Origin of the sequence: Anaeromicrobium sediminis, assembly GCF_002270055.1 — a bacterium.
In the GTDB taxonomy this organism is placed as follows: Bacteria; Bacillota; Clostridia; order Peptostreptococcales; family Thermotaleaceae; genus Anaeromicrobium; species Anaeromicrobium sediminis.
This window is the reverse complement of the sequence record NZ_NIBG01000030.1, coordinates 1-25,484: the sequence shown is the minus strand read 5'-3', so window position 1 is coordinate 25,484 and position 25,484 is coordinate 1. Positions and strand designations below refer to the sequence as shown.

30 protein-coding genes are annotated in these 25,484 nt (G+C 31.0%); 23 read left to right on the top strand and 7 right to left on the bottom strand.

Features of this window, described 5'->3' with window-relative positions; translation table 11 throughout:
• Positions 1-227 precede the first annotated feature (227 nt).
• Positions 228-1,118 (bottom strand): multicopper oxidase domain-containing protein, encoded by an 891-nt coding sequence (locus tag CCE28_RS20100; protein WP_207652939.1) that lies wholly within the window; start codon positions 1,116-1,118, stop codon positions 228-230.
• A 590-nt stretch (positions 1,119-1,708) separates the two neighbouring features.
• Between CCE28_RS20100 and ybaK the strand changes: the two genes are divergently transcribed.
• Positions 1,709-2,179, top strand: coding sequence for a Cys-tRNA(Pro) deacylase (gene ybaK / locus CCE28_RS20095; RefSeq protein ID WP_095135744.1), 471 nt, complete (start codon positions 1,709-1,711; stop codon positions 2,177-2,179).
• A 61-nt stretch (positions 2,180-2,240) separates the two neighbouring features.
• Here ybaK and CCE28_RS20090 read toward each other — a convergent pair whose 3' ends face one another.
• Positions 2,241-2,789 (bottom strand): cupin domain-containing protein, encoded by a 549-nt coding sequence (locus tag CCE28_RS20090; protein ID WP_095135742.1) that lies wholly within the window; start codon positions 2,787-2,789, stop codon positions 2,241-2,243.
• Between the two features lie 401 nt (positions 2,790-3,190).
• Here CCE28_RS20090 and sdaAB point away from each other — a divergent pair, with 401 nt between their 5' ends.
• Both sdaAB and sdaAA read left to right on the top strand, forming a co-directional pair.
• Positions 3,191-3,856, top strand: a complete 666-nt coding sequence (sdaAB, locus tag CCE28_RS20085; protein WP_095135740.1) for an L-serine ammonia-lyase, iron-sulfur-dependent subunit beta — start codon at positions 3,191-3,193, stop codon at positions 3,854-3,856.
• 24 nt (positions 3,857-3,880) lie between these two features.
• Positions 3,881-4,756: an L-serine ammonia-lyase, iron-sulfur-dependent, subunit alpha gene (sdaAA, locus tag CCE28_RS20080; protein WP_095135738.1), complete on the top strand. Its 876-nt coding sequence runs from the start codon at positions 3,881-3,883 to the stop codon at positions 4,754-4,756.
• A 149-nt stretch (positions 4,757-4,905) separates the two neighbouring features.
• Here sdaAA and CCE28_RS21905 read toward each other — a convergent pair whose 3' ends face one another.
• The 3 genes from CCE28_RS21905 to CCE28_RS20070 form a co-directional block, all read right to left on the bottom strand.
• Positions 4,906-5,154: a hypothetical protein gene (locus tag CCE28_RS21905; protein WP_141228397.1), complete on the bottom strand. Its 249-nt coding sequence runs from the start codon at positions 5,152-5,154 to the stop codon at positions 4,906-4,908.
• A 72-nt stretch (positions 5,155-5,226) separates the two neighbouring features.
• On the bottom strand, positions 5,227-5,805 hold the full coding sequence (locus CCE28_RS20075; RefSeq protein ID WP_141228396.1) for a hypothetical protein: 579 nt from the start codon (positions 5,803-5,805) through the stop codon (positions 5,227-5,229).
• Positions 5,789-6,262, bottom strand: a complete 474-nt coding sequence (locus CCE28_RS20070) for a MarR family winged helix-turn-helix transcriptional regulator (protein WP_095135734.1) — start codon at positions 6,260-6,262, stop codon at positions 5,789-5,791. Before CCE28_RS20070 ends, CCE28_RS20075 begins: the two co-directional genes overlap by 17 nt.
• Before the next feature lie 179 nt (positions 6,263-6,441).
• Here CCE28_RS20070 and CCE28_RS20065 point away from each other — a divergent pair, with 179 nt between their 5' ends.
• The 12 genes from CCE28_RS20065 (at position 6,442) to CCE28_RS20010 (ending at position 15,620) form a co-directional block, all read left to right on the top strand.
• Complete coding sequence (locus CCE28_RS20065) at positions 6,442-7,164, top strand: class I SAM-dependent methyltransferase (RefSeq protein ID WP_095135733.1); 723 nt, start codon at positions 6,442-6,444, stop codon at positions 7,162-7,164.
• 108 nt (positions 7,165-7,272) lie between these two features.
• Positions 7,273-7,965, top strand: coding sequence for a nitrite/sulfite reductase domain-containing protein (locus tag CCE28_RS20060; protein WP_095135731.1), 693 nt, complete (start codon positions 7,273-7,275; stop codon positions 7,963-7,965).
• The gene (locus tag CCE28_RS20055; protein WP_095135729.1) at positions 7,958-8,611 is read left to right on the top strand and encodes a hypothetical protein; all 654 of its coding nucleotides are present in this window, start codon (positions 7,958-7,960) and stop codon (positions 8,609-8,611) included. The genes CCE28_RS20060 and CCE28_RS20055 overlap by 8 nt, the downstream gene beginning before the upstream one ends.
• Positions 8,612-8,623: 12 nt before the next feature.
• On the top strand, positions 8,624-8,809 hold the full coding sequence (locus CCE28_RS20050; RefSeq protein ID WP_095135727.1) for a DUF1858 domain-containing protein: 186 nt from the start codon (positions 8,624-8,626) through the stop codon (positions 8,807-8,809).
• 122 nt (positions 8,810-8,931) lie between these two features.
• Positions 8,932-9,474: a hydrolase gene (locus CCE28_RS20045; protein WP_095135725.1), complete on the top strand. Its 543-nt coding sequence runs from the start codon at positions 8,932-8,934 to the stop codon at positions 9,472-9,474.
• Between the two features lie 320 nt (positions 9,475-9,794).
• On the top strand, positions 9,795-10,361 hold the full coding sequence (locus CCE28_RS20040) for a TetR/AcrR family transcriptional regulator (protein ID WP_095135723.1): 567 nt from the start codon (positions 9,795-9,797) through the stop codon (positions 10,359-10,361).
• A 22-nt stretch (positions 10,362-10,383) separates the two neighbouring features.
• Complete coding sequence (locus tag CCE28_RS20035) at positions 10,384-11,757, top strand: MATE family efflux transporter (protein WP_095135721.1); 1,374 nt, start codon at positions 10,384-10,386, stop codon at positions 11,755-11,757.
• 77 nt (positions 11,758-11,834) lie between these two features.
• Positions 11,835-11,999 carry a rubredoxin gene (locus tag CCE28_RS20030; protein WP_095135719.1) on the top strand — a complete coding sequence of 55 codons (165 nt, stop codon included), beginning with the start codon at positions 11,835-11,837 and terminating at the stop codon, positions 11,997-11,999.
• Positions 12,000-12,088: 89 nt separating this feature from the next.
• Positions 12,089-12,703, top strand: coding sequence for an acetate uptake transporter (locus CCE28_RS20025; protein ID WP_095135717.1), 615 nt, complete (start codon positions 12,089-12,091; stop codon positions 12,701-12,703).
• A gap of 89 nt (positions 12,704-12,792) precedes the next feature.
• Positions 12,793-13,692: an RNA-binding domain-containing protein gene (locus tag CCE28_RS20020; RefSeq protein WP_095135714.1), complete on the top strand. Its 900-nt coding sequence runs from the start codon at positions 12,793-12,795 to the stop codon at positions 13,690-13,692.
• 101 nt (positions 13,693-13,793) lie between these two features.
• Positions 13,794-14,687, top strand: a complete 894-nt coding sequence (gene rarD, locus CCE28_RS20015) for an EamA family transporter RarD (RefSeq protein ID WP_095135712.1) — start codon at positions 13,794-13,796, stop codon at positions 14,685-14,687.
• A gap of 15 nt (positions 14,688-14,702) precedes the next feature.
• Entirely contained in the window at positions 14,703-15,620 is a 918-nt protein-coding gene (locus CCE28_RS20010) for a DUF7916 family protein (protein ID WP_095135710.1), read from the top strand.
• Positions 15,621-15,646: 26 nt separating this feature from the next.
• Here CCE28_RS20010 and CCE28_RS20005 read toward each other — a convergent pair whose 3' ends face one another.
• Positions 15,647-16,231 carry a metal-dependent hydrolase gene (locus CCE28_RS20005; protein ID WP_095135708.1) on the bottom strand — a complete coding sequence of 195 codons (585 nt, stop codon included), beginning with the start codon at positions 16,229-16,231 and terminating at the stop codon, positions 15,647-15,649.
• 503 nt (positions 16,232-16,734) lie between these two features.
• On the opposite strand from CCE28_RS20005, the gene CCE28_RS20000 reads away from it, so the two are divergent.
• Both CCE28_RS20000 and CCE28_RS19995 read left to right on the top strand, forming a co-directional pair.
• Positions 16,735-17,688: a carbohydrate kinase family protein gene (locus tag CCE28_RS20000; RefSeq protein WP_095135706.1), complete on the top strand. Its 954-nt coding sequence runs from the start codon at positions 16,735-16,737 to the stop codon at positions 17,686-17,688.
• Positions 17,689-17,827: 139 nt separating this feature from the next.
• Positions 17,828-19,015: a S8 family peptidase gene (locus CCE28_RS19995; RefSeq protein WP_095135704.1), complete on the top strand. Its 1,188-nt coding sequence runs from the start codon at positions 17,828-17,830 to the stop codon at positions 19,013-19,015.
• A gap of 112 nt (positions 19,016-19,127) precedes the next feature.
• Here CCE28_RS19995 and CCE28_RS19990 read toward each other — a convergent pair whose 3' ends face one another.
• Entirely contained in the window at positions 19,128-19,532 is a 405-nt protein-coding gene (locus CCE28_RS19990; protein WP_141228395.1) for a hypothetical protein, read from the bottom strand.
• A gap of 320 nt (positions 19,533-19,852) precedes the next feature.
• Here CCE28_RS19990 and CCE28_RS19985 point away from each other — a divergent pair, with 320 nt between their 5' ends.
• From CCE28_RS19985 to speE, 6 genes are all read left to right on the top strand, one after another.
• On the top strand, positions 19,853-20,398 hold the full coding sequence (locus tag CCE28_RS19985) for a GNAT family N-acetyltransferase (RefSeq protein WP_095135700.1): 546 nt from the start codon (positions 19,853-19,855) through the stop codon (positions 20,396-20,398).
• Positions 20,399-20,407: 9 nt separating this feature from the next.
• Complete coding sequence (locus tag CCE28_RS19980; protein ID WP_095135698.1) at positions 20,408-20,977, top strand: GDSL-type esterase/lipase family protein; 570 nt, start codon at positions 20,408-20,410, stop codon at positions 20,975-20,977.
• Between the two features lie 48 nt (positions 20,978-21,025).
• The gene (locus tag CCE28_RS19975; protein WP_095135696.1) at positions 21,026-21,973 is read left to right on the top strand and encodes a 2-hydroxyacid dehydrogenase; all 948 of its coding nucleotides are present in this window, start codon (positions 21,026-21,028) and stop codon (positions 21,971-21,973) included.
• Positions 21,974-22,188: 215 nt separating this feature from the next.
• Positions 22,189-23,004 carry an adenosylmethionine decarboxylase gene (gene speD, locus CCE28_RS19970; protein ID WP_095135694.1) on the top strand — a complete coding sequence of 272 codons (816 nt, stop codon included), beginning with the start codon at positions 22,189-22,191 and terminating at the stop codon, positions 23,002-23,004.
• A gap of 45 nt (positions 23,005-23,049) precedes the next feature.
• Positions 23,050-24,501, top strand: coding sequence for an aminotransferase class I/II-fold pyridoxal phosphate-dependent enzyme (locus tag CCE28_RS19965; protein ID WP_095135692.1), 1,452 nt, complete (start codon positions 23,050-23,052; stop codon positions 24,499-24,501).
• 12 nt (positions 24,502-24,513) lie between these two features.
• Positions 24,514-25,368 carry a polyamine aminopropyltransferase gene (speE, locus tag CCE28_RS19960; protein WP_095135689.1) on the top strand — a complete coding sequence of 285 codons (855 nt, stop codon included), beginning with the start codon at positions 24,514-24,516 and terminating at the stop codon, positions 25,366-25,368.
• The last annotated feature ends 116 nt before the right edge of the window (positions 25,369-25,484 follow it).

Below are 25,484 nucleotides of genomic sequence, written 5' to 3'. Positions count from 1 at the left end.
TACTTAATATTTTTTATAGTGTTAATAAAAATACTAGCCTAAAATGACTAGTATTTTTTACTTACTAGGAAATTATAATGCTCTTAAAACTGTAGATAAGTAAAAAAAAGAAGGGGTTGTAGGGGAAGAATTCCCCTGCCTCTTTAAAGGAAGGTGTTCAGGTTGCGTTAGCAATCGTCGAAGGGAACCATAGGGTTCCATAACGAAGCATACGAAGTATACCTTTTTTATTTTACATATTTTACGGCTAAGGTCATACCACCTAAACCATTAACCATATTGTTAGTCATATGATGGGGCATATGACAATGAAATGGCCATATACCAGGATTATTAGCAATAAATTCTATATCATAAGTTTCTCCCACACCAACTATAATTGTATTTTTGGTTAATTGACAACTAGGTGGTATGGGATTTCCGTCGGTGGCTATTACTTTAAATTGATGACCATGAATGTGAATTGGATGATTTGTCTTTGATATATTAATAATTCTCACCCTTACCTTATCTCCATAATTAACTATGAAAGGGTGGGTATAGGGAAATGATCTTCCGTTTATAGTGAAAAAGTTAGATTCATGCATATATGGATTTACTTTGTAAGTACCAGGAATTACTGTTCTTTTTGCCATGGGAATATACCATTCTTGTAAAAACATAATATAGTCCTTATCAAATTCCTCCTTTTTATTAGGAAGGATAATTAAAGGACCGCAAAGACCCATTAACATTTGATTCATACCGTGATAATCTGCATGATATATATGGGTACCTTCTTGATTCAATGTAAATTCATAAGTTATGGTATCCTTTGGAAAAGCCAATTGAGAGTTTTGTCCCACCTCTACACTTCCATCCTGATTAGAAGGTACATCTATGCCATGCCAATGAATTGTGGAAGGTTCTTCTAAGAGATTTGTAAAATTAACCCTAATTCTATCTCCCTTGTAAGCCAACATAATAGGTCCAGGCGAATGATTGTTATATCCATAACAACGGATATTAACATTACAAAGTATTTGTTGTTCTATTGGGAGGGCATACAAATTAAATACCCTTATACCTTTATCAATCGTGCATTTTAGGAAGGTAAGATCCTTATTAGAAATAGCCAATATAATCACCCCTTATTAGAATCTATGAAGAAAAAAGTAAAAAAATTAATGAATAAAGGCAATGACATAAATTAAACAATGTCGAAATATGTACATTAAGCGAATAAAGTGATAAATGGATAATAAAGGAACTTCGCCTAGGGTAAAGGCCATGAAATAAGGGGTTTATGTATGGATAATTGGATACATTTATACAAATAGGACTATAGACCTATTTAAATATGCTGTAAATTTGTTATAATTTTAACTACAGATTGACAAAGTTTTGTCAAATGTCTATTTTTATTCAATATAACAATATAACCACCTCTTCCCGTGAAAACACTCTATTGAGTGTTTTTTTACTTTATACAAAACTATAGATTTTTTTTAAAATGAATAAGTAAAAAAACTAAGGGGGTGTGGGGGAAGAATTCCCCTGCCTTTTAAAGGAAGGTGTTCAGATTGCGTTAGCAATCGTCGAAGGGAACCATAGGGTTCCATAACGAAGCATATGGAGTATGCCTTTTTTATTTTTTGAAATTTATACCTTTTCCCAAATATATTGGTATAATATAGTTATAAATTTCCATTTAAGAAGGGGTAGAGTTATGAAAAAGACTAATGCAGCTAGAATTTTAGATAGACATAAGGTGGAACATGAAATCAAAACATATGAGGTAGATGAAAGTGATTTAAGCGCCCTTCATGTGGCTCATGAAACGGGTCAGAGTATAGAGAAGATATTTAAAACTCTAGTTTTAAAAAATAATAAAAATAACATATTAGTAGCATGTATTCCAGGGGATAGGAATGTAAATTTAAAATCCCTTGCAAAGGCTAGCCAAAATAAAAAAGTAGAAATGATTCCACTTAAAGATGTACAAAAGATAACTGGATATATACGAGGAGGAGTATCTCCCATAGGTATGAAAAAGTCATATCCTACTTTTATACATGAAAGTGCCTTAGAATTTGATAAAATATATGTAAGTGCAGGAATAAGAGGACAACAATTATATTTAAATCCTAAAGATTTGATTAAAGTAGTAAATGGCACTGTAGCCAATATTATTGAATAGATTTAAAGGACGGGTAGTTAAATAGATTAAATTTAATCTATTTAACTACCCGTCCAATATTTTATATGGTAGTATTATTTTTTGCCGAGAACCAGTATGTGATACAAGGTATAGAACCATGGTTTCTATAGTTGTGAGGTGTAAATTTATTAATATATACACTATCACCAGCATTTAATTCATACTTAATATTATCTACTGTTATTTCTAAAGTTCCTGATACTACTAGACCCATTTCATCAAAGTTATGACCCCAAGAAGTATTACCATAGTTACTACCAGGCTCTATAGTAATACATATACAACTTAGTGGTTTCTCTACATCTGTTAAGGATTCAAACTTAACATTATTATCTTCATTTTTGAAGATTTCTTTTCGATCAGCCTTTTTTATTACTACGGATTCTTTTTTCTCGGAAGGTTCTATTAAATCTACAATATTAATATCTAAGACTTGACAAATTTGCTGAAGATTACTTACAGACGGACTGTTTAAGTCTCTTTCGATATTGCTTATAAATCCACTAGATAAACCAGTTAGTGTAGATAATTGTTTTATAGTTAGTCCTCTTTTTTTTCGAAAATATTTAATTTTTTCTCCGAGTTGCATACCTATTCTCCTTCTATAAAATTTAAATACAATTTTAGGTATTAAAATAATTGGGAAAATTTCAAATGGAGACAATTATGTAGTATAACTACATGGAAGTAGTTTTATACTATTTAATATTAAAAGTTTTAAATTATAATGAAATTTTTAACAATTATCAAGGAACCTAAAAACATATGGGAAAAACAATATTAATTTAAACAATATTTTATCATATATTCACTTTTATTAACAGTTAAAACTATAAAGTGTTGAATATTAAATTAGGAATAGTCTAGCTTTGAACTAATAAAATTCAGAACATTTTTATAGGAATTATGATATAATAGACTCAATAATTCAAAAAAATGAAGAAAACCAACAGTATAATGAAGGTAATAGGATAGGAGGTTTGTTTAGTTTTGAGTGAATTCAGTATCTTTGACATAGTTGGTCCAATAATGATAGGTCCTTCCAGTTCCCATACGGCAGGAGCTGCACGTCTAGGAAAAGTGGCTAGGATTATAAGTGGAGATCATATTAAGGAAGTAGACTTTCTACTTCATGGTTCCTTTGGAAAGACATATAAGGGCCATGGTACAGACAAGGCCTTAGTAGCAGGAATATTGGGTATGGATCCTTGGGATGAGAATTTAAGACATTCCTTTACTATAGCTGAGAAGAAAGGGATAAAATTCCAGTTTATAGAAAGGGATTTGGGAGACGTACACCCTAATACGGTAAGGTTCATATTAAAAAAGGAAAATGATGAAATGGTTGTGATTATGGGTTCTTCAATTGGAGGAGGAAATATAATCATAACTGAAATTGATGGAATACCAATGGAGTTTACAGGAAGTTATCCTACTATTATAAGTGTCCATAGGGATATGCCAGGAGTGATAACACAAATAACAAATGCTATTTCAAATGAAAATATAAATATAGCTCAAATGAAGGTATTTAGAGAAAAAAAGGGCGGAAAGGCCATAATGATAATAGAAACTGACTCGGAAATTAATAATGACATAATAGATAGTATAAGCAAGGTAGACGCTGTAGATGATGTAAAGATAATCAATATATAGTTCCTAGGGAAAGGAGTAATAAAGATGTTTCCTAAATCAGGTAAAGAGTTAATGGAAGTGTGCGAAAAATCTCAATGTAAAATATGGGAGCATACATTAAAGAGCGAAGCTCATTTAAGTGAAGTGGAAGAAGAGCAAATATTGAAAAATATGAGAGATGTTTTAAATACTATGAAAAGTTCAGCTACAGAAGGTCTTCATAACAAAGTAATATCTGTTAGCGGCCTAATAGGTGGAGATGCCTATAAAATGAACGAATATATAGAAACTAAGGAGACTCTCACAGGAAATGTTATGGCTACAGCTATGGCAAGGGCTTTATCTTCATCAGAAGTAAATGCATCTATGGGCAAGATTGTTGCATGTCCTACGGCTGGGTCTTGTGGTATATTACCATCAGTTTTAATAACAGCTGGAGAGAAGTTAAAGAAAACGGAAGATGAAATGGTACAAGCCCTTTTAACAGCCTCAGGAGTTGGCCATATAATAGCTACTAATGCCACCGTGTCAGGAGCAGAGGGTGGATGTCAAGCTGAATGTGGTTCTGCAGCAGCCATGGCAGCTGCAGCCGTTGTAGAAATGATGGGTGGAACACCTAAGCAGTCCTTAGATGCAGGGGCTATAGTAATCAAATGTGTATTAGGACTAGTTTGTGACCCAGTGGCAGGATTAGTTGAGATACCATGTGCTAAGAGAAATGCCATGGGAGCTGTAAATGCCCTAGCAGCAGCAGATATGGTTATGGGTGGAGTTGAGAGTTATATTCCATTTGATGATGCTGTATCAGCCATGTACAAGGTTGGAAAGAGTCTTCCTTCTGAACTGAGAGAAACAGCTTTAGGTGGAGTTGCCATAACTGAAGCAGGACAGAGAATGAATGAGGAAGTATTTGGAGGGTAAAAGAAGAATAAATTTAAATAAACTATAATAAATATCGGATAATAAGTATAATATGAATGCTTATATCCGATATTTTTATACTTGAAGAATATGGAAGTGGATAAAGGATAAAATGTGCCCCAAAATGTAATGAAAGGAAACAACAATAGTTAAGTGCAACTGTAGTTGTTTATATTACACAAACTGTCGTATAGGGAAATTATTTGAGAATTTTTATGATGGAAAGAATAATTAAGACAATGATTACTAGTATATACTTTTAAACAATTAATTTCCTTTGCCATTTGAGATTGATCTATTTCTATATTTTTTATTTCATGTAGTGGCAAATAGGTGTATACATAACTATAATCAACCTCTGTACGATTTTTAAATTTTAATCCCTTTTCTAAGGTCATTAGCTCTTTGTAATTAGTGAAAAAGATACTACTTTCAAGGCTTTTTCTATTAAAAATCCTAGTAATAGTTTTTTAAAAGGATTCCTCTTTTAAGTTGATTTTAGGCTGAATTGCCAACATATCAATGTTAGGATCGTATGTTTTCATTTCCTTAATAAGATTAAAATAAAGTATTTCTAATTGATTAGAAAAATCTGAAAGAGGTGTAAATTTAAATGTATCAATAGGAGAAGATAGATAACCTAGTCGAATAAAATTAATCATTTTCATTATTATATCTTCAGAAACTGTATTGTAATCAATTTGAATAGTTTCTTTTTTCATATATAGTGATAAGGTTCCTTTGAGAAGGTTATGCCGGTTTTTTATGAGTTTAATGTCTGTATAAGGAATAGTCATAACCCTAACGGAATCATCATTTTTTCTATGTAGAATTTCCATATGTTCATTAAAAATAGCTATTACATAATCATATAGATTCATTCCAGGACATGCATCCCTTCTATCTACATTACGAGGGACTTTAATAAAAAGTAATGGTGTATTTGTTTGAGTATAATAATCAATAAACAATGGTGGCATAGTATGTTTTTCATTAATTTCTAAAATCCAGGGACCAAATGCATCATATTCTTTATCTCTTTTGCCCATATTCATCACCCTTACCTTCTAAATATTTAGATAAAGTTTCTAAGCCCTTAGTTACAATGTATAGGTCATCTTCTCCCATATCTTTGAATATGGTGCCTAGTTCTTGTGAATTTTCTTCTATTTTGTCTTTAACGAAGGATGTTCCCTTTTCAGTAAGAGAAAGATAGTATTTCCTCTGATCATTAGGATCATCTTCCCTATTAATTAACTCAAGTTCAATTAAAGAACGAACAATAGTTGTTAAGCTACCTTTCTTAATAAAGAGAAAGTGGCTCAATTGGGTAGAAGTTAGACAACCAACATGGTCAATAGCCATAAGTACTTTAATTTGATTTTCATTTAAACCATATTCTCTAGACTTTTCCCTATGTATAATTGGATTAATAAATTTAAAGTAACAAGGCATAAATTTATCAATGGCATTAAATATCATATGTCCCTTTGATAAGGATTTCATTGAATTTCCCCCCTCTTTAATATAAATGTTAGAATTCTTATTGTTAGAATTCTAATATTTATAGGTGTTAATTGTCAATTTTTTCTTAAATTCAAAGGGTCTTTTTAGTCACTTTTTGCTTTGAAAATAAAAATTGGGGTAAAATAAAAATAAAATAGGATTTTAAAGGAGATATAAGTATGAGTTTTTATGAAAAATTAAGCACATATTATGATGTGGTTTTTAAAACAGGAGAAAATCAATTAAGGTTTATTAAAAAATATATGGGAGATAGAAAGAAATTATTAGATGTGGCAGCTGGAACGGGAAATTATTCTATTAGCCTGAGTAAAGATGGTTATGAAGTAGATTCACTAGAATTAGATTCTGATATGGTGGAACTTTTAGAAAATAAGGCAACAAAGGAAAGTATAGATATGGACATCTATGAAATGAATATGATGGACATTAATGAGATTGATAAAAAATATGATGGAGTGTACTGTATTGGAAATTCATTAGTACATTTAAATGGGAAAGAAGAAATTGGAGAATTCTTTAAAAAAACCTATGACATTCTAAATGATAATGGAGCTATAATAATACAAATAGTAAATTACGACAGGGTTATAAAAAATAATGTTACAAAACTTCCTACTATAGATAGAAGTGACGAAGGTGTAGTATTTGAAAGACTTTATTCTATGAAAGATGAGAAAGTAATATTCACAGGTAAGTTATCTGTTAAAGAGGACAATAAAGAATATACTAGTGATGTGGAATTATTTGCCCTATTAAAGGTCGATTTAGAGGAACTTTTAAATAAGGCTGGATTTAGTAATATGAAGTTCTTTGGTGGATTTGACGAAAGTGACTATTCAGATGAAACCTTTGCCAATGTGGTAGTAGCATATAAAGAGTAAAATAGGTGAAAAATAAAAATATAATTTTGTAACATAGGTTACTTAAAAATTTTCCAATTGAGATTATAATTTACTTAACAAAACAAGAGAGAGTTTGGAGAGATTGTTATGAATCCGAAATATGCAGTGTTACAAAAAATTAAAAATGGTAAAAGAGTTTATGCAATCACACCTAGAATACCAGGTGGTTTTATAAGTGCCAATCAAATGATAAAAATAGCTGAAGTAGCTAAAAAATATAAAGCATCAATCAAATTTACTTCTGGTCAAAGGGTAAGCCTAATAGGTTTAAAGGCAGAAGATGTGGAAAAGGCTTGGGAAGACCTAGGCATGGACCCAGGAGTATTATCTGCCTATTCTGTTAAGAATGTGGAAATTTGCCCAGGTGAAATTTGTAAGCGCGCAAGACAAAAGTCTTTAGGCCTTGGAATGAGGCTAGAAAGAAGGTTTTATGGAGCACCAGCTCCTAATAGAACGAAAATAGGCGTTGTAGCTTGTTTAAATGGCTGTACTAGTTTACATGCTAAGGATATAGGAGTCCTAGCTAATGAAGAAGGTTTTATAGTAGTAGCAGGAGGTAGTGCTGGATTCCATCAAAGGCTATCAGATGAAATTAAGAGAAATTTAACTGAAGAGGAAGCCTTTATATTAGTAGAATCTCTATTTGATTATTATTGTGAAAATGCTGAAGCTGGAGAAAAGTTAGGGCACTTTATGGATAGAATAGGTGTAGACAAATTTAGAGAAGAAGTACTTAAAGTATTTGAAGAGAGAATGAAAGGAAGTGACAACATTGAGTAGATTTTTAGGACCAATTCATCATTGGCTATTCAATAAGATAAGAGTATTTGAGGAAACAGAAGAGGTATTAATAAAAGACTTAAAGGAAAAGGGATTAGATGTGGATGAGGTAGTAAATACCATGCGTAATGCCCATGGAGATTTAATTCCAAAGGTTGAATTAGAAGAATTAATCGATACAAACAATATCCACGGTTGGTTACAAGAAAAAATTAGAATAGTTGAAACTAGACAAGCGGCAATTATCTCAAAGCTTATGGATAAGCATGGAAATATGGTACTAGATGTAGCTAAGGACGTTTATTGTAAGATGGGAAGAAAGTATGGAGAAGAAGTAAAAGGTGAAAACATTAAAGACGCTCCTGCTTTATATAAGGCTCTTAACAATTACATTTTAGAGGGAATGCCTTGTGATAATGTAAATAGTGTAGTAGAAAAGGATGATGATCATATAGTATGGAATGCAGTTGACTGCTTACACAAGAACTATTGGGAAGCAGTTGATGGAGACGTACAAGTTTATTATACTTTAAGAACAGGTTTTATAAACAACTTTATTGAAACAGCTAATGGAGAGTTTTCATACACATTTGGTATTGAAAAAAATAATGGTTTAATAATAATGAAAAATGTGATTAGTAAATAGGAGGGAATTAATATGAAAATAACTAAGGACAGTGTTATAGCAGATGTATTAAAGGTAAATAAAAATGCACCAAATATTTTAATGGGATTTGGAATGGGTTGTCTAGGTTGTCCATCATCACAAATGGAGACGCTAGAACAAGCAGCAGAAATCCATGGAATTGATTTAGAAAAATTATTAGAAGAATTAAATAAATAATTTAAAAGGCTCACCGAAGAGGTGAGCTTTTTTTACTATCCATTTAAATTGTTGCAGAACTATTAAAGAACGTAATATAATATTAAATGTAGGAAATAGAATTTGAACGAGGGGGAAGAACTATGAGAATATTAAAAGAAGAAACTATGGCAGTGCTAGTAGATGTACAAGAGGTACTATTACCTCATATCCATGATAATGAAAATCTAGCTAAAAATTTAAGAATTTTAATAGAAGGATTAAAAACTATGGGAGTAGATATCCTAGTATCTGAGCAGTATACTAAGGGGTTAGGACATACTGTAGAAACATTACAAGAAGTATTAGGTGAGTATACTCCACTTGAGAAAACTAGTTTTAGCTGTTGCGATGATGAAAATATGATGGAGTATATGGAAAAGTCAGGAAAGAAATTTATTATATTAACTGGAATAGAAAGTCATATATGTGTAATGCAAACTGCCTTAGATTTAAAGGCAAAGGGATATGAGCCTGTAATAGTAGAAGACTGTGTTGGTTCAAGAAGTGACAACAATAGAAAAGTGGCTATGAACAGATTAGCCCAATCAGGTGTAATAGTTACTACATATGAATCCTTATTATTTGAACTATGTAGATACTCAAAGGCACCAGAGTTTAGAACTATCTCTAAATTAGTTAAATAATATTGAGAATGAATGAGCATATGACTCTAAGGTAAAACTTAGTCATATGCTTTTTATTTTTTTACTTACTTAAAAATCACAACATTTTCAAAACTGCAGATAAGTAAAAAAAGGGGGTGTGGGGGAAGGATTCCCCTACCTCTTTAAAGGAAGGTGTTCAGGTTGCGATAGCAACCGTCGAAGGGAACCATAGGGTTCCATAACGAATCATACGGAGTATGATTTTCTTAATAAATTTTTAATATTTATCCACTTGATTTTATGAACTGTGTTCATTATAATATTATTATGAACTGTGTTCACAAAAAAGGAGAGATACTATGCCAAAGGTTATAAAGGATATAGATAAAAAGATATTAACTACAGCAGAGGAACTTTTTAAAGAAAAGGGATATGAAAATGTGGATATGAGATTCATAGCCAAGACTACAGGCATAGCTGTGGGAACTCTATATAATTACTATAAAAATAAATTTGATTTATTTAGTATAGTTTTAGAGAATAGTTGGAATAGGACCTTAAAAAAATGTGAAGAAATAGAAGATGAAAAAGTTAATTATGATGAGAAACTAATAAAAATATTGAGCACAATATATGAAGATATAATCAATAGAAAAGGTATGGGAAGCCAATTTATGAGGGAACTTCATAAAAGGGACAAAGAAAAAGAAACTAATGAGAAGATGAAGAACTTTGGTCAAAAAAATAGTGAGATCATAAAAAGAGTAATTCTTAAAGGAATAAAGGCGGGTGTATTTAAGGAAGAGGAAGAATTTATAGAACATATGGCTTATGATCTTTTAATGCTATGTGTTCATTTGAGAAATAAATATGAAAAGGAAGATGCAATAAAATATATTAAATATCGTGTTAAACGTATGTGCTGAGATTTAGAAGGAGTGAGAGGTAATGGAAGATAAAAGAATGAAATTGATGGCAGAAGAAAAGGTGTCTAAAGCATTAATAGCCCTATCTTTACCTGCTATTATAGGAATGCTTGTAAATGCCGTATATAATGCAGTAGATACAATGTTTGTGGGAATGGTAGGAACAGCTGCTATAGGGGCTGTGTCACTGAGTTTTCCCATACTTATGCTTTTAAGTACTGTAGGTTTAACCTTTGGTATTGGTGGAGGATCATATATATCAAGGGCCCTAGGAAAACGTGAAATAGACAATGCCAACAAAGCTGCTAATATGGCCCTATTTACTACTTTAGTATTAGGTATATTATCAACTATACTGGGATTAGTATTTATGGATAAAATAGTAAATATGATAGGAGCATCAGCTACTATAAAGCCCTATGCAATAGAATATCTTAGAGTGATCATATTAGGATCAGTGTTTATAATGGGGAACATGACTATGAATAATATATTAAGAGCAGAAGGTAGTTCTAAATTTAGTATGATAGCCATGTCAACGGGAGCCTTACTGAATATAGCCCTAGATCCATTATTAATAATTAAATTTGACATGGGTGTTGGTGGAGCAGCCATAGCTACAGTATTTTCACAAATTGTAACTTTCATAATGCTAGCAGGTTATATATTTACTGGTAAATCCATGTTAAAGATTAGCATTAAAAATTTAAAGTTTGATAAAGAAATATATAATGACATATTAAAAATAGGAACACCTACTTTCGTAAGACAATTAACAACTACTTTTGCAATGATGTTGATGAATGGTATAGCTGCTACCTTTGGAGACTCAGTAGTAGCTGCCATGGGTGTAACTAACAGAGTAATAATAATCGGTATGTATGTAATATTTGGATTAAGTCAAGGATTCCAACCCCTTGCAGGATTTAATTATGGAGCAAAGTCTTATGATAGATTAAAAGAGACAATTAAGATAACCATAAGATGGGCTAGTATATTTACCACTTGTGTAAGTATAGTATTTGCCATCTTTGCAGAACCTATAATTATGATATTTAGTAAGGACCCAGCTGTTATAGAAGTGGGGGTTACCATATTAAGAGCCCTTTGCGTACTGTTTCCTTTCTTTGGATTCCAAGCAGTTTATTCATCATTATTCCAAGCCATGGGTAAAGCAAAGGAAGCTAGTATACTAGCCTTATCAAGACAAGGTATATTCTTTGTACCAGCCCTATTAACACTTCCCAAATTATTTGGATTAAATGGTTTAATAGCAAGTCAGCCTATAGCAGATTTCTTTACAATAATAGTTACATTTTACTTTGCTACAAAAATAAAGAAGGAATTAGATGGTCTTGATGGAATTTCAGAAGAAAGACTAGCAAGTGTATATTAGGAAAAAATTTCAAAGTTATATAAGCTATATTTGGGTATTATAGTTTATATAGCTTTTTTTATTTGGGAGGGAATATTATGGAAATATACAAATGTAGTGTATGTGGTTATTCATATAAGGAAGAAAAAGGAGACTGGACAAATGATATAAAAGCAGGGACAAAGTGGGAAGATTTACCCGAATATTGGAGATGTCCTACATGTAACCAGCCTAAAATGGCATTTGCCAAGATGAAAAGATAGTCGAAAAATGTTGTAATTATATTGACAAAAGTCCATTTTTGATATTTAATGGTAATATGTGTATATAATATAAGGAGGACTTGAAAAAGATGATCAATGAAACAACAGTAAAAATCCGTACAATTAATCCTTCCGCTTTAGGACAATTTGGACTAGCAATGGTAACATTAGTAGCAGCTTCTCAAAAATTAGGGTGGACAAGCGGAACTTCATTACTAATTCCATGGGCAATATTTTTAGGAGCATTTGCACAATTATTTGCTTGTATTCATGATGCAAAGCAAAATAGCCTTTTTGGAACAACTGTATTTGGTGCATATGCATTATTCTGGTTTTCAATAGGAACAACATGGATGATTACAAATGGAGTTTTTGGAGAAGCAATAATGGCTGGAATTGATGTAAAGCAATTAGGAATGGCATATATAGGGTATTTCATTTTTAGTGTGGTTATGACAATTGCTGCTATGGAAATTCAAAAGATATTATTTATTATTTTATTTTTAATCGATTTCTTATTCTTAGGATTAGCAATGGTTGCATTTGGAATTGCACCTCACTTTGCACACAATTTAGCTGCTTACTCTGAGTTACTGATTTCGATCTGTGGATTCTATGGTTTCGCAGGAAATCTATTAAATGGTCACTTTGGAAGAGAAATATTACCTTTAGGTAAACCACTTGGAATAATTAAAAAGTCATAATATAATGGAATAAGGACGCCTTTTAGGGCGTCTTTTTTTACTTGTTTTAACATATATATAAATAAGTTGGGGATAGGGGGAAACCAATAATGCTCATTAGGCAATGGGATATATATCTTGCAAAGATCCCTATAGAGGGAGTTGAGATGGGAGAAGTAAAGAGTGTTTTAGTAATTTCTAATAATGCCATAAATAAATTTAGTCAATGCGTGAATGTTATAATAGTAGCGCCTAAAAAATATGCAAATGAAAACAACCTTCTTCATGTGGATATAGAGGTCAATGAAAAGGATACTATAGCCTTAGTTAATCATAACGAAACTATAAATAAAAATAGACTAGTAGTAAAAGTAGGCCAAGTAAATGATGAAAGAATAAGAAAAAAAATATTGGCAGCTTGGAATATGATAATAAATAATGAGAATAAAATGGAACAATTGGAATTTGAAAGGTTCTTCGAAATAGGTTCTACCTTTGAAAAGGATGAAGATAATGAATATGAGTTTAAGGAATTTAGGGTAGATCAAGAAGCACCTAGGGACTTGATGGCTAGAAAACTAGAAAAATATATATGTGGATTTTTAAATGGTGAAAACAACAAATTTGGTAAAATATATTTTGGAATAACGGATGATGGAATAATAAAAGGAACTTATTTGAATAGGGAAGATAGGGATGATATAAGACAGTTATTCATAGATAGATTGAAATATATAAGGCCTGTAGTAGATAGATCTTTATTTACTATAGAGTTTATAAAATTAAAGAAAAATGGCAAAATAGAAAAAGATTATTATATAATTGAAATTTACGTGCCACCTTCTCCAGACCCTTCCGTTTTATACTTTACGAGGGATGATAAATTATATATTAGATTTGATGGGAGAAATGAAAAAATAGAGGGGCCTGAAATTCAAGAAGTAATAAAAACGAGACTCCTTAATAAGATAATAGGTGATAAGGATTTTTTTAAAAGCCCTAAAAGTTAGTTTGAAGACTAACTTTATTTTTTTGTTTATAGGAAACTAAGTTATAAAATTTTCTTTATGTTATAATTTAAAAATAATACTACATAAAGGAGATTTTTACCATGGAATTAGAAAGGGTTAAGAGTAGAGGTACAAGTGGAAATACATGGGCAGTTGTATGCTTTTTGGTATTTGGATTAATGCCAGCATACTGGAAGCAATTGAGTAATATACCTCCTAGGGAGTTAGTAGCTTATAGAATAATATTTTCATTCATATTTACCATGAGTTTATTAGGTTTCCAGGGAAAAATAAATAAAATAAAGGATATCTTATCTACTAGAGAAAAGAGAAAGTATATAATATTAAGTTCCATATCCATTGGACTAAACTGGCTATTCTTTGTAATTGCTATAGGAAGGGGAAAAGTATTAGAGGTTACTATGGCCTATTATATAAACCCGTTAATAGTAGTTTTAATAGGAGTATTTATTTTAAAAGAGAAACTTAATAGATATGAAATTATATCTGTCCTTTTAGCAGCCATAGGTGTATTAACTATTACATATAGATATGGTAAGGCTCCAATTGGTGCAATTATTATAGGAGCTACATTTGCCTTTTATGGTCTATTTAAAAAGTATGCACACGTGGACTCAATAATGGGATTAGCTATAGAAATGTTGTTATTAGTTCCATTTGCCATAGGCTATATTTTATTTAAAGAATTTAATGGAACGGGGTTCTTAAGGGAAATACCAACACACACCTTTGTTACACTTTTATTCTCAGGAATGGCAACTGTTGTACCCCTTATGATATTTTCCATAGCCACAAGATTAGTGTCCCTATCAACCATAGGATTTGCTCAATATATATCACCTACCATAACTTTATTTTTAAGCATATACATTTTTAAAGAACCATTTACTACTAGTCATTTAATAAGTTTTGGTTTCATATGGTTAGGTCTAATTATATATACAATTTCCCAAACTATGAAGAAACAAATTTAAAAGGGGAGTGGGATCATGGTTAAAAGAATATTAGATTTAAGTTACTCTAATTTAAACGACATGACTAAAGAGGAGAAACTCATTAGTATTAGGCTTGCTGAAGGGAGGACTTTAATATCAGAGATAATATGTATAGTGCCTCCCCTATTAGGAGATATAAGCAATGGTGAATTAGCTGCATCCTTTGGGGCAGATATGATTCTTTTAAACATGTACGACGTGGATAATCCGAAGATAAGTGCTATAGGTAAAGGGGAACATGTAATTAAAAGATTAAAGGAAATGACAGGGAAGATGATTGGGGTAAACTTAGAACCTGTAGATGAAAGTATGGAATTAAAGGGAGAAAAACTTAATATACCTAATGGTAGAATGGCCACGGTAGAAAATATTAAAAGGTTGAGAAATCAAGGGGCTGATATGGTAGTACTTACAGGAAATCCAAGTACAGGAGTTAGTAATGATGCCATATTAAATACTATAGGACGTATAAAAAAAGCAGGTATTCATGATTTAATAATTACATCTGGGAAAATGCATTCTTCAGGAAGCATACATGAAAGTGGAGAAAATATAATAAATGAAGAAACTATAGAAAAGTTTCTAGAAGCTGGGGTTGATATTCTTTTATTACCAGCACCAGGAACTGTGCCAGGGATAGATGTACAAAAAATTCAAAAGTTTGTGAGTATGGCTCATAAAAAAGGAAAACTCACTATGACTGCCATAGGCACATCCCAAGAAGGTAGCAGTAAAGAAGTTATAGAAAAAATTGCCTTATGGAGTAAAATGACAGGAACGGATATACACCATATAGGTGATTGTGGCATGTCACCAGGAATTGCCACACCAGAGAACATAATGTATTATTCCATAGCCATAAGAGGGAAAAGACATACATACAGGGCCATGGCCAGGTCTGTAAATAGATAATAGGGACGGTTTATATACCGTCCCTATTATTTTATTATGGTTTCATTAAAAATTATAAATATAAATATTAAGTTTATTGCAGACTCAGCCACACTTCCCGTTGTAATAGTAAATGGGAACCTATATTTCTTATGACTTAAGGGATAAAACATCTCAACACCTTCCTTGGTGAAAAAGTCACATACTAAATGGGAGACTACCCCTATAATAGTGGCATAGGTTATATTATCCATTATCATTTGTTCATTAAATAGAAAAAATATGTAGTAGCTAATTACTAAGACTCCTCCTAAACTATGGGTAAAGGTTCTATGTTTAGATAGGCCTATTAGAATTAATAGGATACCTAAAAACATCATGGACTTACTAAAGGATTCAAATCCCTTGTAAAGAAAAATACCACCACTAGTACAATAAAAAAGAATCTTTCCCTCTTTGTTCTTATTAAATAATAGCTTTTGATTAATAAGTGCTTTAGGATGATCTATATCTGGAATCAAAGATCCTAAAGCAGCTGCTGTACTGGTTAGTAAATTAAATTCATATCCCATTTTAGGCAATAATAGGAGACTTGCTGCAGTTCCAATAATCATATGACTTCGTCCATTCATTGTGTCACTCTCCTATAATAGCTGTTGGACTTATTATAACTCAATGTGACATAAATAGACAAATGGAAAATTAAACTATAAAAAGCAGGGTATAACCCTACAGTTGTTATAAAAGAATCCATTGTGCATATGGATAAAGGTTTACTGGTATAGTAAGTTATCTTTCATTAACCTGTAGGGTTATATCCTGCTTTTTATAATCTCTAAGCTATTGACAAATACAATTTTTCCTTAGAGAACCACATAAATCATATTATACCACCATTTGTAAAAAAGTATAGAGGAAAAGAAAAATATGGTACTAATTTACTATATTGTATATATTTACCATAAAATATTAAAGATTATTCCTATATACAAATGAAAGTGCAAAGGTGAAATTAAATTATATTTGGTTAAACGTTAAACTGCTGGAAATTTAAAGATTTTAACACATAATACTATTAAAAATGACAAAATGTGATAAAATAAATAGGGTTGAGAGGTAGGAGGAGAAAATCAAAATGAATAATTATAACCAACCATATATTTTAGTATTTGGAGCATCCGTTGTAGACATTATTGGTTTTAGCAGTGCTAAATATAGATCATATGATTCTACGCCAGGAAATATTAAAATTACATTTGGGGGAGTCTGTAGAAACATAGCTGAAAATATGGCTCGTGTTGGAGTTAATACTAAATTTATTTCCATATTAGGAAATGATGAAAAGGGACGCAGTATGCTTGAACATTCAAAGGTCATTGGATATGACATGTGTGAATCCCTTATACTAGAAAATGGAACAACTCCAACTTATATGGCTATTTTAGATGAATATGGAGAGATGGTTTCAGCTATAGCAGATATGAAAAGTGTTGATGAAATGAACTTTGAGTTCATTGATTCTAAGAGGGAAATTATAGAGAATTCACAATATACTTTTTTAGATGCTGATAATCCAACTAATTTGCAGTATATACTTGAAACTTTTAAGGGGAAAACTAAATTTATACTAGACCCTATTTCAGCTGCAAAGGCAAAGAATATTAGACATCTAATTAAGCATTTTCATACAATAAAGCCAAATAGGCATGAAGCAGAAGTGTTAGCTGGATTTGAAATTAAGACAGATGCAGATTTAAAGGAAGCTGCTGACTACTTCTTAGACCTAGGTGTTAAGAATGTGTTTATAAGTTTAGACGAAGATGGCATATATTATTCAAATGGATTAGAGTGTGGAAAAATAAGGGCTAATAATGCGTGCGTAAAGAATGTGACAGGGGCAGGAGATTCTTTCGTAGCAGGCTTAGGATATGGATATATAAACGATATGAATATACGTGATACCATTAGGTTTTCAGTAGCCATGTCCATAATAACCATATCTCATGAAGAAACTATACATCCAAAGATGTGCCATGAATATGTTAAAAAACATATAGATGAAATTGATTGGACAGAAGTAGTGTATTAAAAGATATAGGTGGTTTCAATACCACCTATATTTTTTTTATTAAATTCACATATTTTCACATAATTAAGGCATTATTATTCCACAAAGATGTTGTAAAATAAAAGTGTAATAAGATAAAAAAACAGAGGAGTGTTTTTATATGAAAAAATATAAGGAGATTCTTTCTATAGCACTTGTTGGATGTATGTTAATGACAGGTTGTGCTGTAAAAGAAAAGAATGCAGAAGTATCTTCTAATAGAATTATAAAAAATAAAGAGATTAGAAAATTAGACCCTTCTAGAAGAATTAGTATTATAAAGCCTATTACTAAAATTATTGTAGGAAAAAACTTTTTAATTGATAAATTGGAACAAGTTATAGATATAGATGCAAATGACCCAGGATCAAAATCTCAATTGGCAGTGGCATATACAAAAAGTAACCTTGTATGGGATGAAATAGATCAAAAAAGAGATATAAATGTGGCTATCATAGATACAGGTATAGATTATAATCATCCTGATTTAAAAAATAGAGTAAAAGTAGATTTAGGGTATGATTTTGTAAATGATGATCCAGATCCTATGGATGACAATGGTCATGGTACTCATGTAGCAGGAATTATAGCAGCAGAAAAGGATAATAATGAAGGGATAGTAGGTATTGTTGGAGATTTAGATGTAAACATTATTCCTATAAAAGCATTAGATAAAGATGGATCTGGAGATATAGGTGTAATCGCACAAGCTATAGAGTATGCCGTTGACAAAGGGGCACATATTATTAATCTGAGTTTAGGTGGACCACAGGAAAATGAAGAGATAAAAGAGGCAATAGAGTATGCCATGGATAAAGGCGTATTCGTAATTGCAGCAGCAGGAAATGATAGTAGAAATTGTGATAGATACGTACCAGCAGGATTAGATGGAGTATATACAGTAGCCGCATCTAATTTAATTAATAAAAAAGCTAATTTTTCAAACTATGGTAAAAGTGTTGATATAGCAGCTCCAGGGGTAAAGATTCTAAGTACAGTACCTAATGGAGGATATGAGGCTTGGGATGGGACCAGTATGGCAACACCTGTGGTTACAGGAGTTGTGGCTATGCTAATGACAGAAAACCCAGATATAGATATAAATGAAATTAAAGATATATTGAGTAAATCTTCAAAGGACATTATGCAATCAGGTATAGACCCTTTTACGGGAACTGGATTAATTGATGCTCAAAGAGCTTTTGAACTATTAACTGGAAATGAATTAGGAGAAGTAGAAGGAAATGGTGAATTAAATAGTATTATAAAAAATAGAAAAATATTTATAATAAATAAAACAAAAAAATAAAAATACACCATATTCACATAATCATAGAAACTAAATAACATGGCTATCAGTATTTATATTATAACTAAAAAGGACTATGTTATGAAAACAACATAGTCCTTTAACACAGCCTTTATTTAAAGGCTTTATTTAATTTATCTAACTCTTTATCCAGGTCCTTTTGAACCTTATTTTTGATTTCCTCTTTCATTGTTTCAGTTAAGGCTGCTTTTTCAGTATTCAGTTGCTCTTTTACACTATCAACTTCTTTAGCTATTACTTTTTTTGCTTCTTCAATCTGAGCTTGTTCATATTCTCCTAATTCAGTTTTAATTTCATTCTCTACTTCATCTACATAATCACGTAAATCTTCAATAGCCTCATCTCCGCTAGAAACTAATTGGGAATCTTTTTTTATAAATTCATCTTTTATAGATAAAATACGTTCTTTAATGTTATTATATAGCTCTGGCTGAGCTGCAAATGCAACTGTACCGAATGCCATGATTAGGACTAATATAATTGCAATTTTTTTCATTATACCTTTCACAACTCTCACCTCATTCTAAATTAAATTTTTCATATATAACATTTTATATAAATCCTACTAAGATTACAAGGTACACATATTTCCATCCCAATAAACAGATATAAATACCAAACCCCTCTCCCTTGAATCGCAAGGGAAAGGGGACATTTGCTGGTATAGGAGTTAATTGATTTCCAAAAATTTCTTTTGACAAAGTAAGTTGGTTATTAACAAAAAGACTAGGGAAAAATGAATTGTAGTTGAATTAGATGGTATAATATATTCAACAAAAAAGAAGCAAATGTATTAAGAAAGAGGTAGGGGATAAAATGAGTATATTAGAAACAGAGAGGTTAATTTTAAGAAAATGGACATATGAAGATGTGGATGATTTATTTGAATATGCAAAGAGTGATTTGGTTGGTCCTAATGCAGGATGGAAGCCACATAAAGACCAAGAAGAAAGTAAAGAAATAATAAAAATGTTTATAGAAAGTGACGAAGTATATGCCATAGAGTTAAAGGATGAAAATAAGGTTATAGGAAGTATTGGAATACATAGAAGGACCCCAGATGAAAAACTGAAAGATTTAAAACAAAGGGAAATTGGATACGTACTAAATCCTAAGTATTGGGGAAATGGATATGTACCAGAAGCCACTAATGCTTTAATTAAACATGGTTTTGAGGAAATGAATTTAGAATTGATTTGGTGTGCCCATTATGATTATAATATGAGGTCAAAGAGAGTTATTGAAAAATCTCCATTTAAATATATATTCAAGCGTAAGGAAGAATTAAAATTATTAGATAATAAAAAAGTAACCACATTATACCATAATCTAACAAAGGAAGAGTATTATAAGAACATTTAGGAGGAATAAATGAAGATAGTTTGTATTGGAGATAGTATCACCTATGGATATGGTGTAAGACAAAGAGAAGCATGGCCATATCTTTTATCTATGAAATATAATGTACATATAGTAAATAGAGGGATAAACGGAGACACTACAGAAGGTATGTGTCTAAGATTTGATAGGCATGTTATAAAGGAAAAGCCAAGCCATGTAATCATATTAGGCGGAGTAAATGATATTATGATGGGTATAGATTTAGATGAAATCCAAGAGAATATATCTAATATGGTACATATGGCTAATGAAAACAATATAGTTCCAATTGTAGGCATACCCATAAAAACAGATCCACAACTAGCACCAATTCAATGGTCTAGTACTACAGATTTTTATGAAGTAAATGAAAAATTAATTTTGTATAGAAAGTGGATACTGGGATTTGCTAAAAAGTTTAATGTAGAAGTAATAGATTTTTATGAAGGTTTTAATAAATATATGGGAGAAGATGATAGATCAGATTATTATAGTGATGGACTTCATCTAACTTCAAAGGGAAATGAAATAATGGCTAAGTTAATTAATTTAAGGTATTAAAATAGTATATATGAATCACATAAGAGAATAGAATCAGGGGGATCGTTTATGAAGATTGTAGTTATAGATGATGTTTTGATGAATGAGAGTCAAATAGATCAACTAAAAAGCTTAGGAGACTTAAACATATATTCAGGAACACCTAAAAACCAAGAAGAGACTCTGAATCGAGGAAAAGATGCTCATATTATTGTAAGTGGATGGACTCATTTCTCATCTAGTACCCTAGATAGATTACCAAATCTAAAGATGATTTCCCTTTGGGCCACAGGTTATGACTATGTGGATATAGGAGAAGCTAATAAAAGAGGGGTTACTGTAACAAATGTGCCAGGATACGCTAAAAATGCTGTTGCAGAATTAGCTATAAGCCTAATGTTATCTGTTATGAGAAAGGTTCCTCAGGCTGATCGTAATGTTAAAGAATCAAAAGCCTATAATTGGGGATTATTTCAAGGAATGGAGATGTCTAATAAAACCATTGGAATCATTGGAACAGGGGCAATTGGATGCAGAGTAGCGGAGATTGCAAATGGATTTAACATGAAAATTATTGCTTATGACCCTAGTCCTAAGGATGAGATTGTTAGGAAATGTAATGTGAAATATACATCTTGTGATGAAATCTTTAGGGAAAGTGATATTGTTACTGTTCATATGCCATTACTACCGTCAACTCATAACTTCATTACAGAGAAGGATTTTGCTAAGATGAAAAAGAATGCCATTTTCATCAATACAGCTCGAGCTGAAATAGTCAATCAGAATGATCTGTATGAAACTTTAAAAAGTAGAAATGTTTTTGGAGCAGGCTTAGATGAGATTAACTTAAGCATAGAAAGTGGTGAAGATTTACTGAAATTAGATAATGTGGTAGTAACTCCTCATATGGGATTTAATACTATAGAGGCAACAGAGATTAAAACAAATATATGCATTGATAATGTTCGGAATTATTTGAGTGGTGGACCATCTAATGAAGTTCGTATTGATTAATAATAATGATTTTATACAAATATTGGGCCTAGGTATCTATAGAGATAACCTAAGCCCATATTTAATTGCAAGTATTCTGTATTTTGTTTTTAAAGTCATATTGTATCATTTGATTAATAAAACACATAATATATATAATTGACATTTTAGAGAAATAGATATAATTAATTTGCTAATATTAAAGAACTGATTTTAAAAAGAAAAGAGGGACTATATTGCCGAAACTGAAAAATAATAAGCTAAATCTATATGGATTTAATAATTTAACAAAGTCTCTTAGTTTCAATATTTATGATATTTGTTATACAGAAACTGAAGAAGATAGAAAAAGATATATTGAATACATAGATGAACAGTATAATTCAGAAAGACTAACTAAAATATTAACGGATGTTACCAATACTATAGGAGCATCTGTTTTAAATGTTGCAAAACAAGATTATGATCCCCAAGGAGCTAGCGTAACTCTTCTAATATCTGAAGAGGAAGTACCTGTTTACGTATTAGACCCATCTTGCAACAAAGGAATAATAACTCCTATGAGAGAGAATATTGTTGGGCATTTAGATAAAAGTCATGTAACAGTACATACTTATCCTGAAAGTCATCCTGAAAATAATATAAGTACTTTTAGGGTAGATATTGATGTGTCAACTTGTGGCACCATATCACCTCTTAACGCTTTAAATTATCTAATAGGAAGTTTTGATTCAGATATTATAACTATAGACTATAGGGTAAGAGGCTTTACAAGGGATATAGATGGTGAAAAGCATTTTATAGACCATTCAATAAATTCTATACAAGATTATATTAAGGATGAAACTATAGAGAGATATAGTTTAATAGATATGAACATTTACCAATCAAATATATTCCATACGAAAATGAAGGTTAAAGATATTGATCTTGATAATTATTTATTCGAAAAATCAGAGTCACAATTATCAATTAAGAATAAGAATGAAATAGTTGAAAGACTTAATAGGGAGATGACAGAGATCTTTTATGGTATAAACCTTACTAAATAAAGGTTATATTGTTTACTATTCTTATTTCTAAAGGTGGGACGATGAATGAAAAAAAATCAATATGAAACTCCATTATATACAGCAATATTAGAATATAGTAAAAAAAAAGTAATTCCATTTGATGTACCTGGTCATAAACAAGGAAGAGGTAATAAAGAGTTAGTTGAATTTTTAGGTGAAAAAACTTTAAGCGTAGATGTTAATTCTATGAAACCTTTAGACAATATTGGAAATCCCATAGGAGTTATAAAAGAATCTGAAGAATTAATGGCTGAAGCCTTTTCTAGTGATAATTCATTTTTTTTAGTAAATGGAACTTCTGCTGGAGTTCAGGCTATGATTATGAGTGTTTGTCATCAAGGGGATAAAATTATTATTCCAAGAAATGTTCATAAATCAGCAATTAATGCATTAATTCTAAGTGGAGCACATCCCATTTACGTTCAACCAGAAATTGATGACCATATAGGTATATCTTTAGGTGTATCTGTAGAAAGTTATAAAAAAGCAATAGAAGAAAACTCAGATGCTAAGGCACTATTTGTAATAAATCCAACTTACTATGGTATTGTTTCTGATCTTAAAAAAATACTAGAACTTGCAAAAAGTCATGGATTAGTTACTATAGTTGATGAAGCCCATGGAACTCACTTTTACTTTAATGATAATTTTCCAGATGGTGCTATGAAGTTAGGAGCAGATATATCATCTGTTAGTCTACATAAAACTGGAGGATCTTTAACTCAGAGTTCAGTTTTATTAAGTAATAATGGTCTGGTGGATAAAGGAACTATTAAAACCACATTAAATCTAACACAATCTACTTCTGCTTCTTATTTATTAATGACTTCCTTAGATATAACGAGGAAAATGTTAGCTACTGAAGGAAAAGAAATTTTTAATAAGGTGAGAGAATTAAGCATATATGCAAGGAATGAAACTAATAAAATAGAAGGTTATTATGCATTTGGTAAGGAATTAATAGATAAAAATTCAGTTTATGATTTTGATGAAACTAAACTTTCTATAAATACTACAAATATAGGATTAACAGGAATAGAAGTATATGATATTCTAAGAGATGAATATAACATACAGGTAGAATTTGGTGACTCAAACAATATATTGGCAATAATAAGTGTTGGAGATACTAAAGAGAATATAGATAAACTCATAGGTGCATTAAAGGATATTAGTCGTAAATACAAAAAAGAAAAGAAAGCACCTATAAAATTGAACTTTAGAAATCCTTCCGTTATAGTCTCTCCTAGGGATGCTTTTTATTCAAATAAAAAAAGAATAAAACTTGAAGATAGTACAGGGGAGATAAGCGGTGAATCAATAATGGCTTATCCACCTGGGATACCTATAGTGTCACCAGGAGAAAGAATTGATGATGAAATGATCAAATATATTATACATCTAAAAGAAAAGGGAAGCATATTAACAGGAACGGAAGACCCTGAAATAAAGTGGATTAAAGTATTAGGAATATAGGAGGAAATAAAAATGGAATTATGGTATACAGAAGAACATACTGAGAATGCTAAATTTTCAATAAAAGTAAAGGAACAACTTTATTCAGAGGAAAGTGAATTTCAGAAAATAGATTTCTTTGAATCGGAAGAATTTGGTACATTTTTCACCTTAGATGGACTAATGATGGTAAATGAAAAGGATGAATTTATATATCATGATATGATTGTTCATGTACCTATGGCTACTAATCCAAATATTAAGAAAGTATTAGTAATTGGTGGAGGAGATGGTGGTACAGTAAGAGAACTTACTAGATACAATACTATTGAGCAAATAGATATGGTTGAAATAGATGAACAAGTTGTGAGGGCTTGTGAAAAGTATCTACCTATAACTTCATCAAAATTACAAGATGAAAGGGTCAATTTGTATTTTGAAGATGGCTTAGCATTTGTTAAAAATACGGATAATATTTATGATTTAATAATAGTTGACTCAACTGATCCTATAGGACCAGGTGAAGGATTATTTACTGAAGAATTTTATAATAATTGCTCAAAAGCCCTATCAGAAGAGGGCATATTAGTTAATCAACATGAAAGTCCCTATTATGAAAGAGATGCACATGAAATGAAACGTGCCCATAGAAAAATAAAGAGACTATTTCCAATAAGCAAAGTTTATCAATTCCATATGCCAACCTATCCATCTGGTCACTGGTTATTTGGATTCGCTTCTAAAAAATTTGACCCTATTAAGGATATAAAAGTGGAGCAGTGGAATAGTCTAGAATTAAAAACCAAGTATTATAACACAGATTTACATGTAGGTTGTTTTGCTCTACCTACTTATGTTAATGAAATGCTAGAAAGTGCAGATGAATAAAACTATCTGAGTTTGTAAATCAAGTTAACCACTATAAAGTAAGTAAATTCCTAGTATGTAGAGATAAATATATCTTATATACTAGGAATTTTTTTATAACCATCTATTATTTTTAA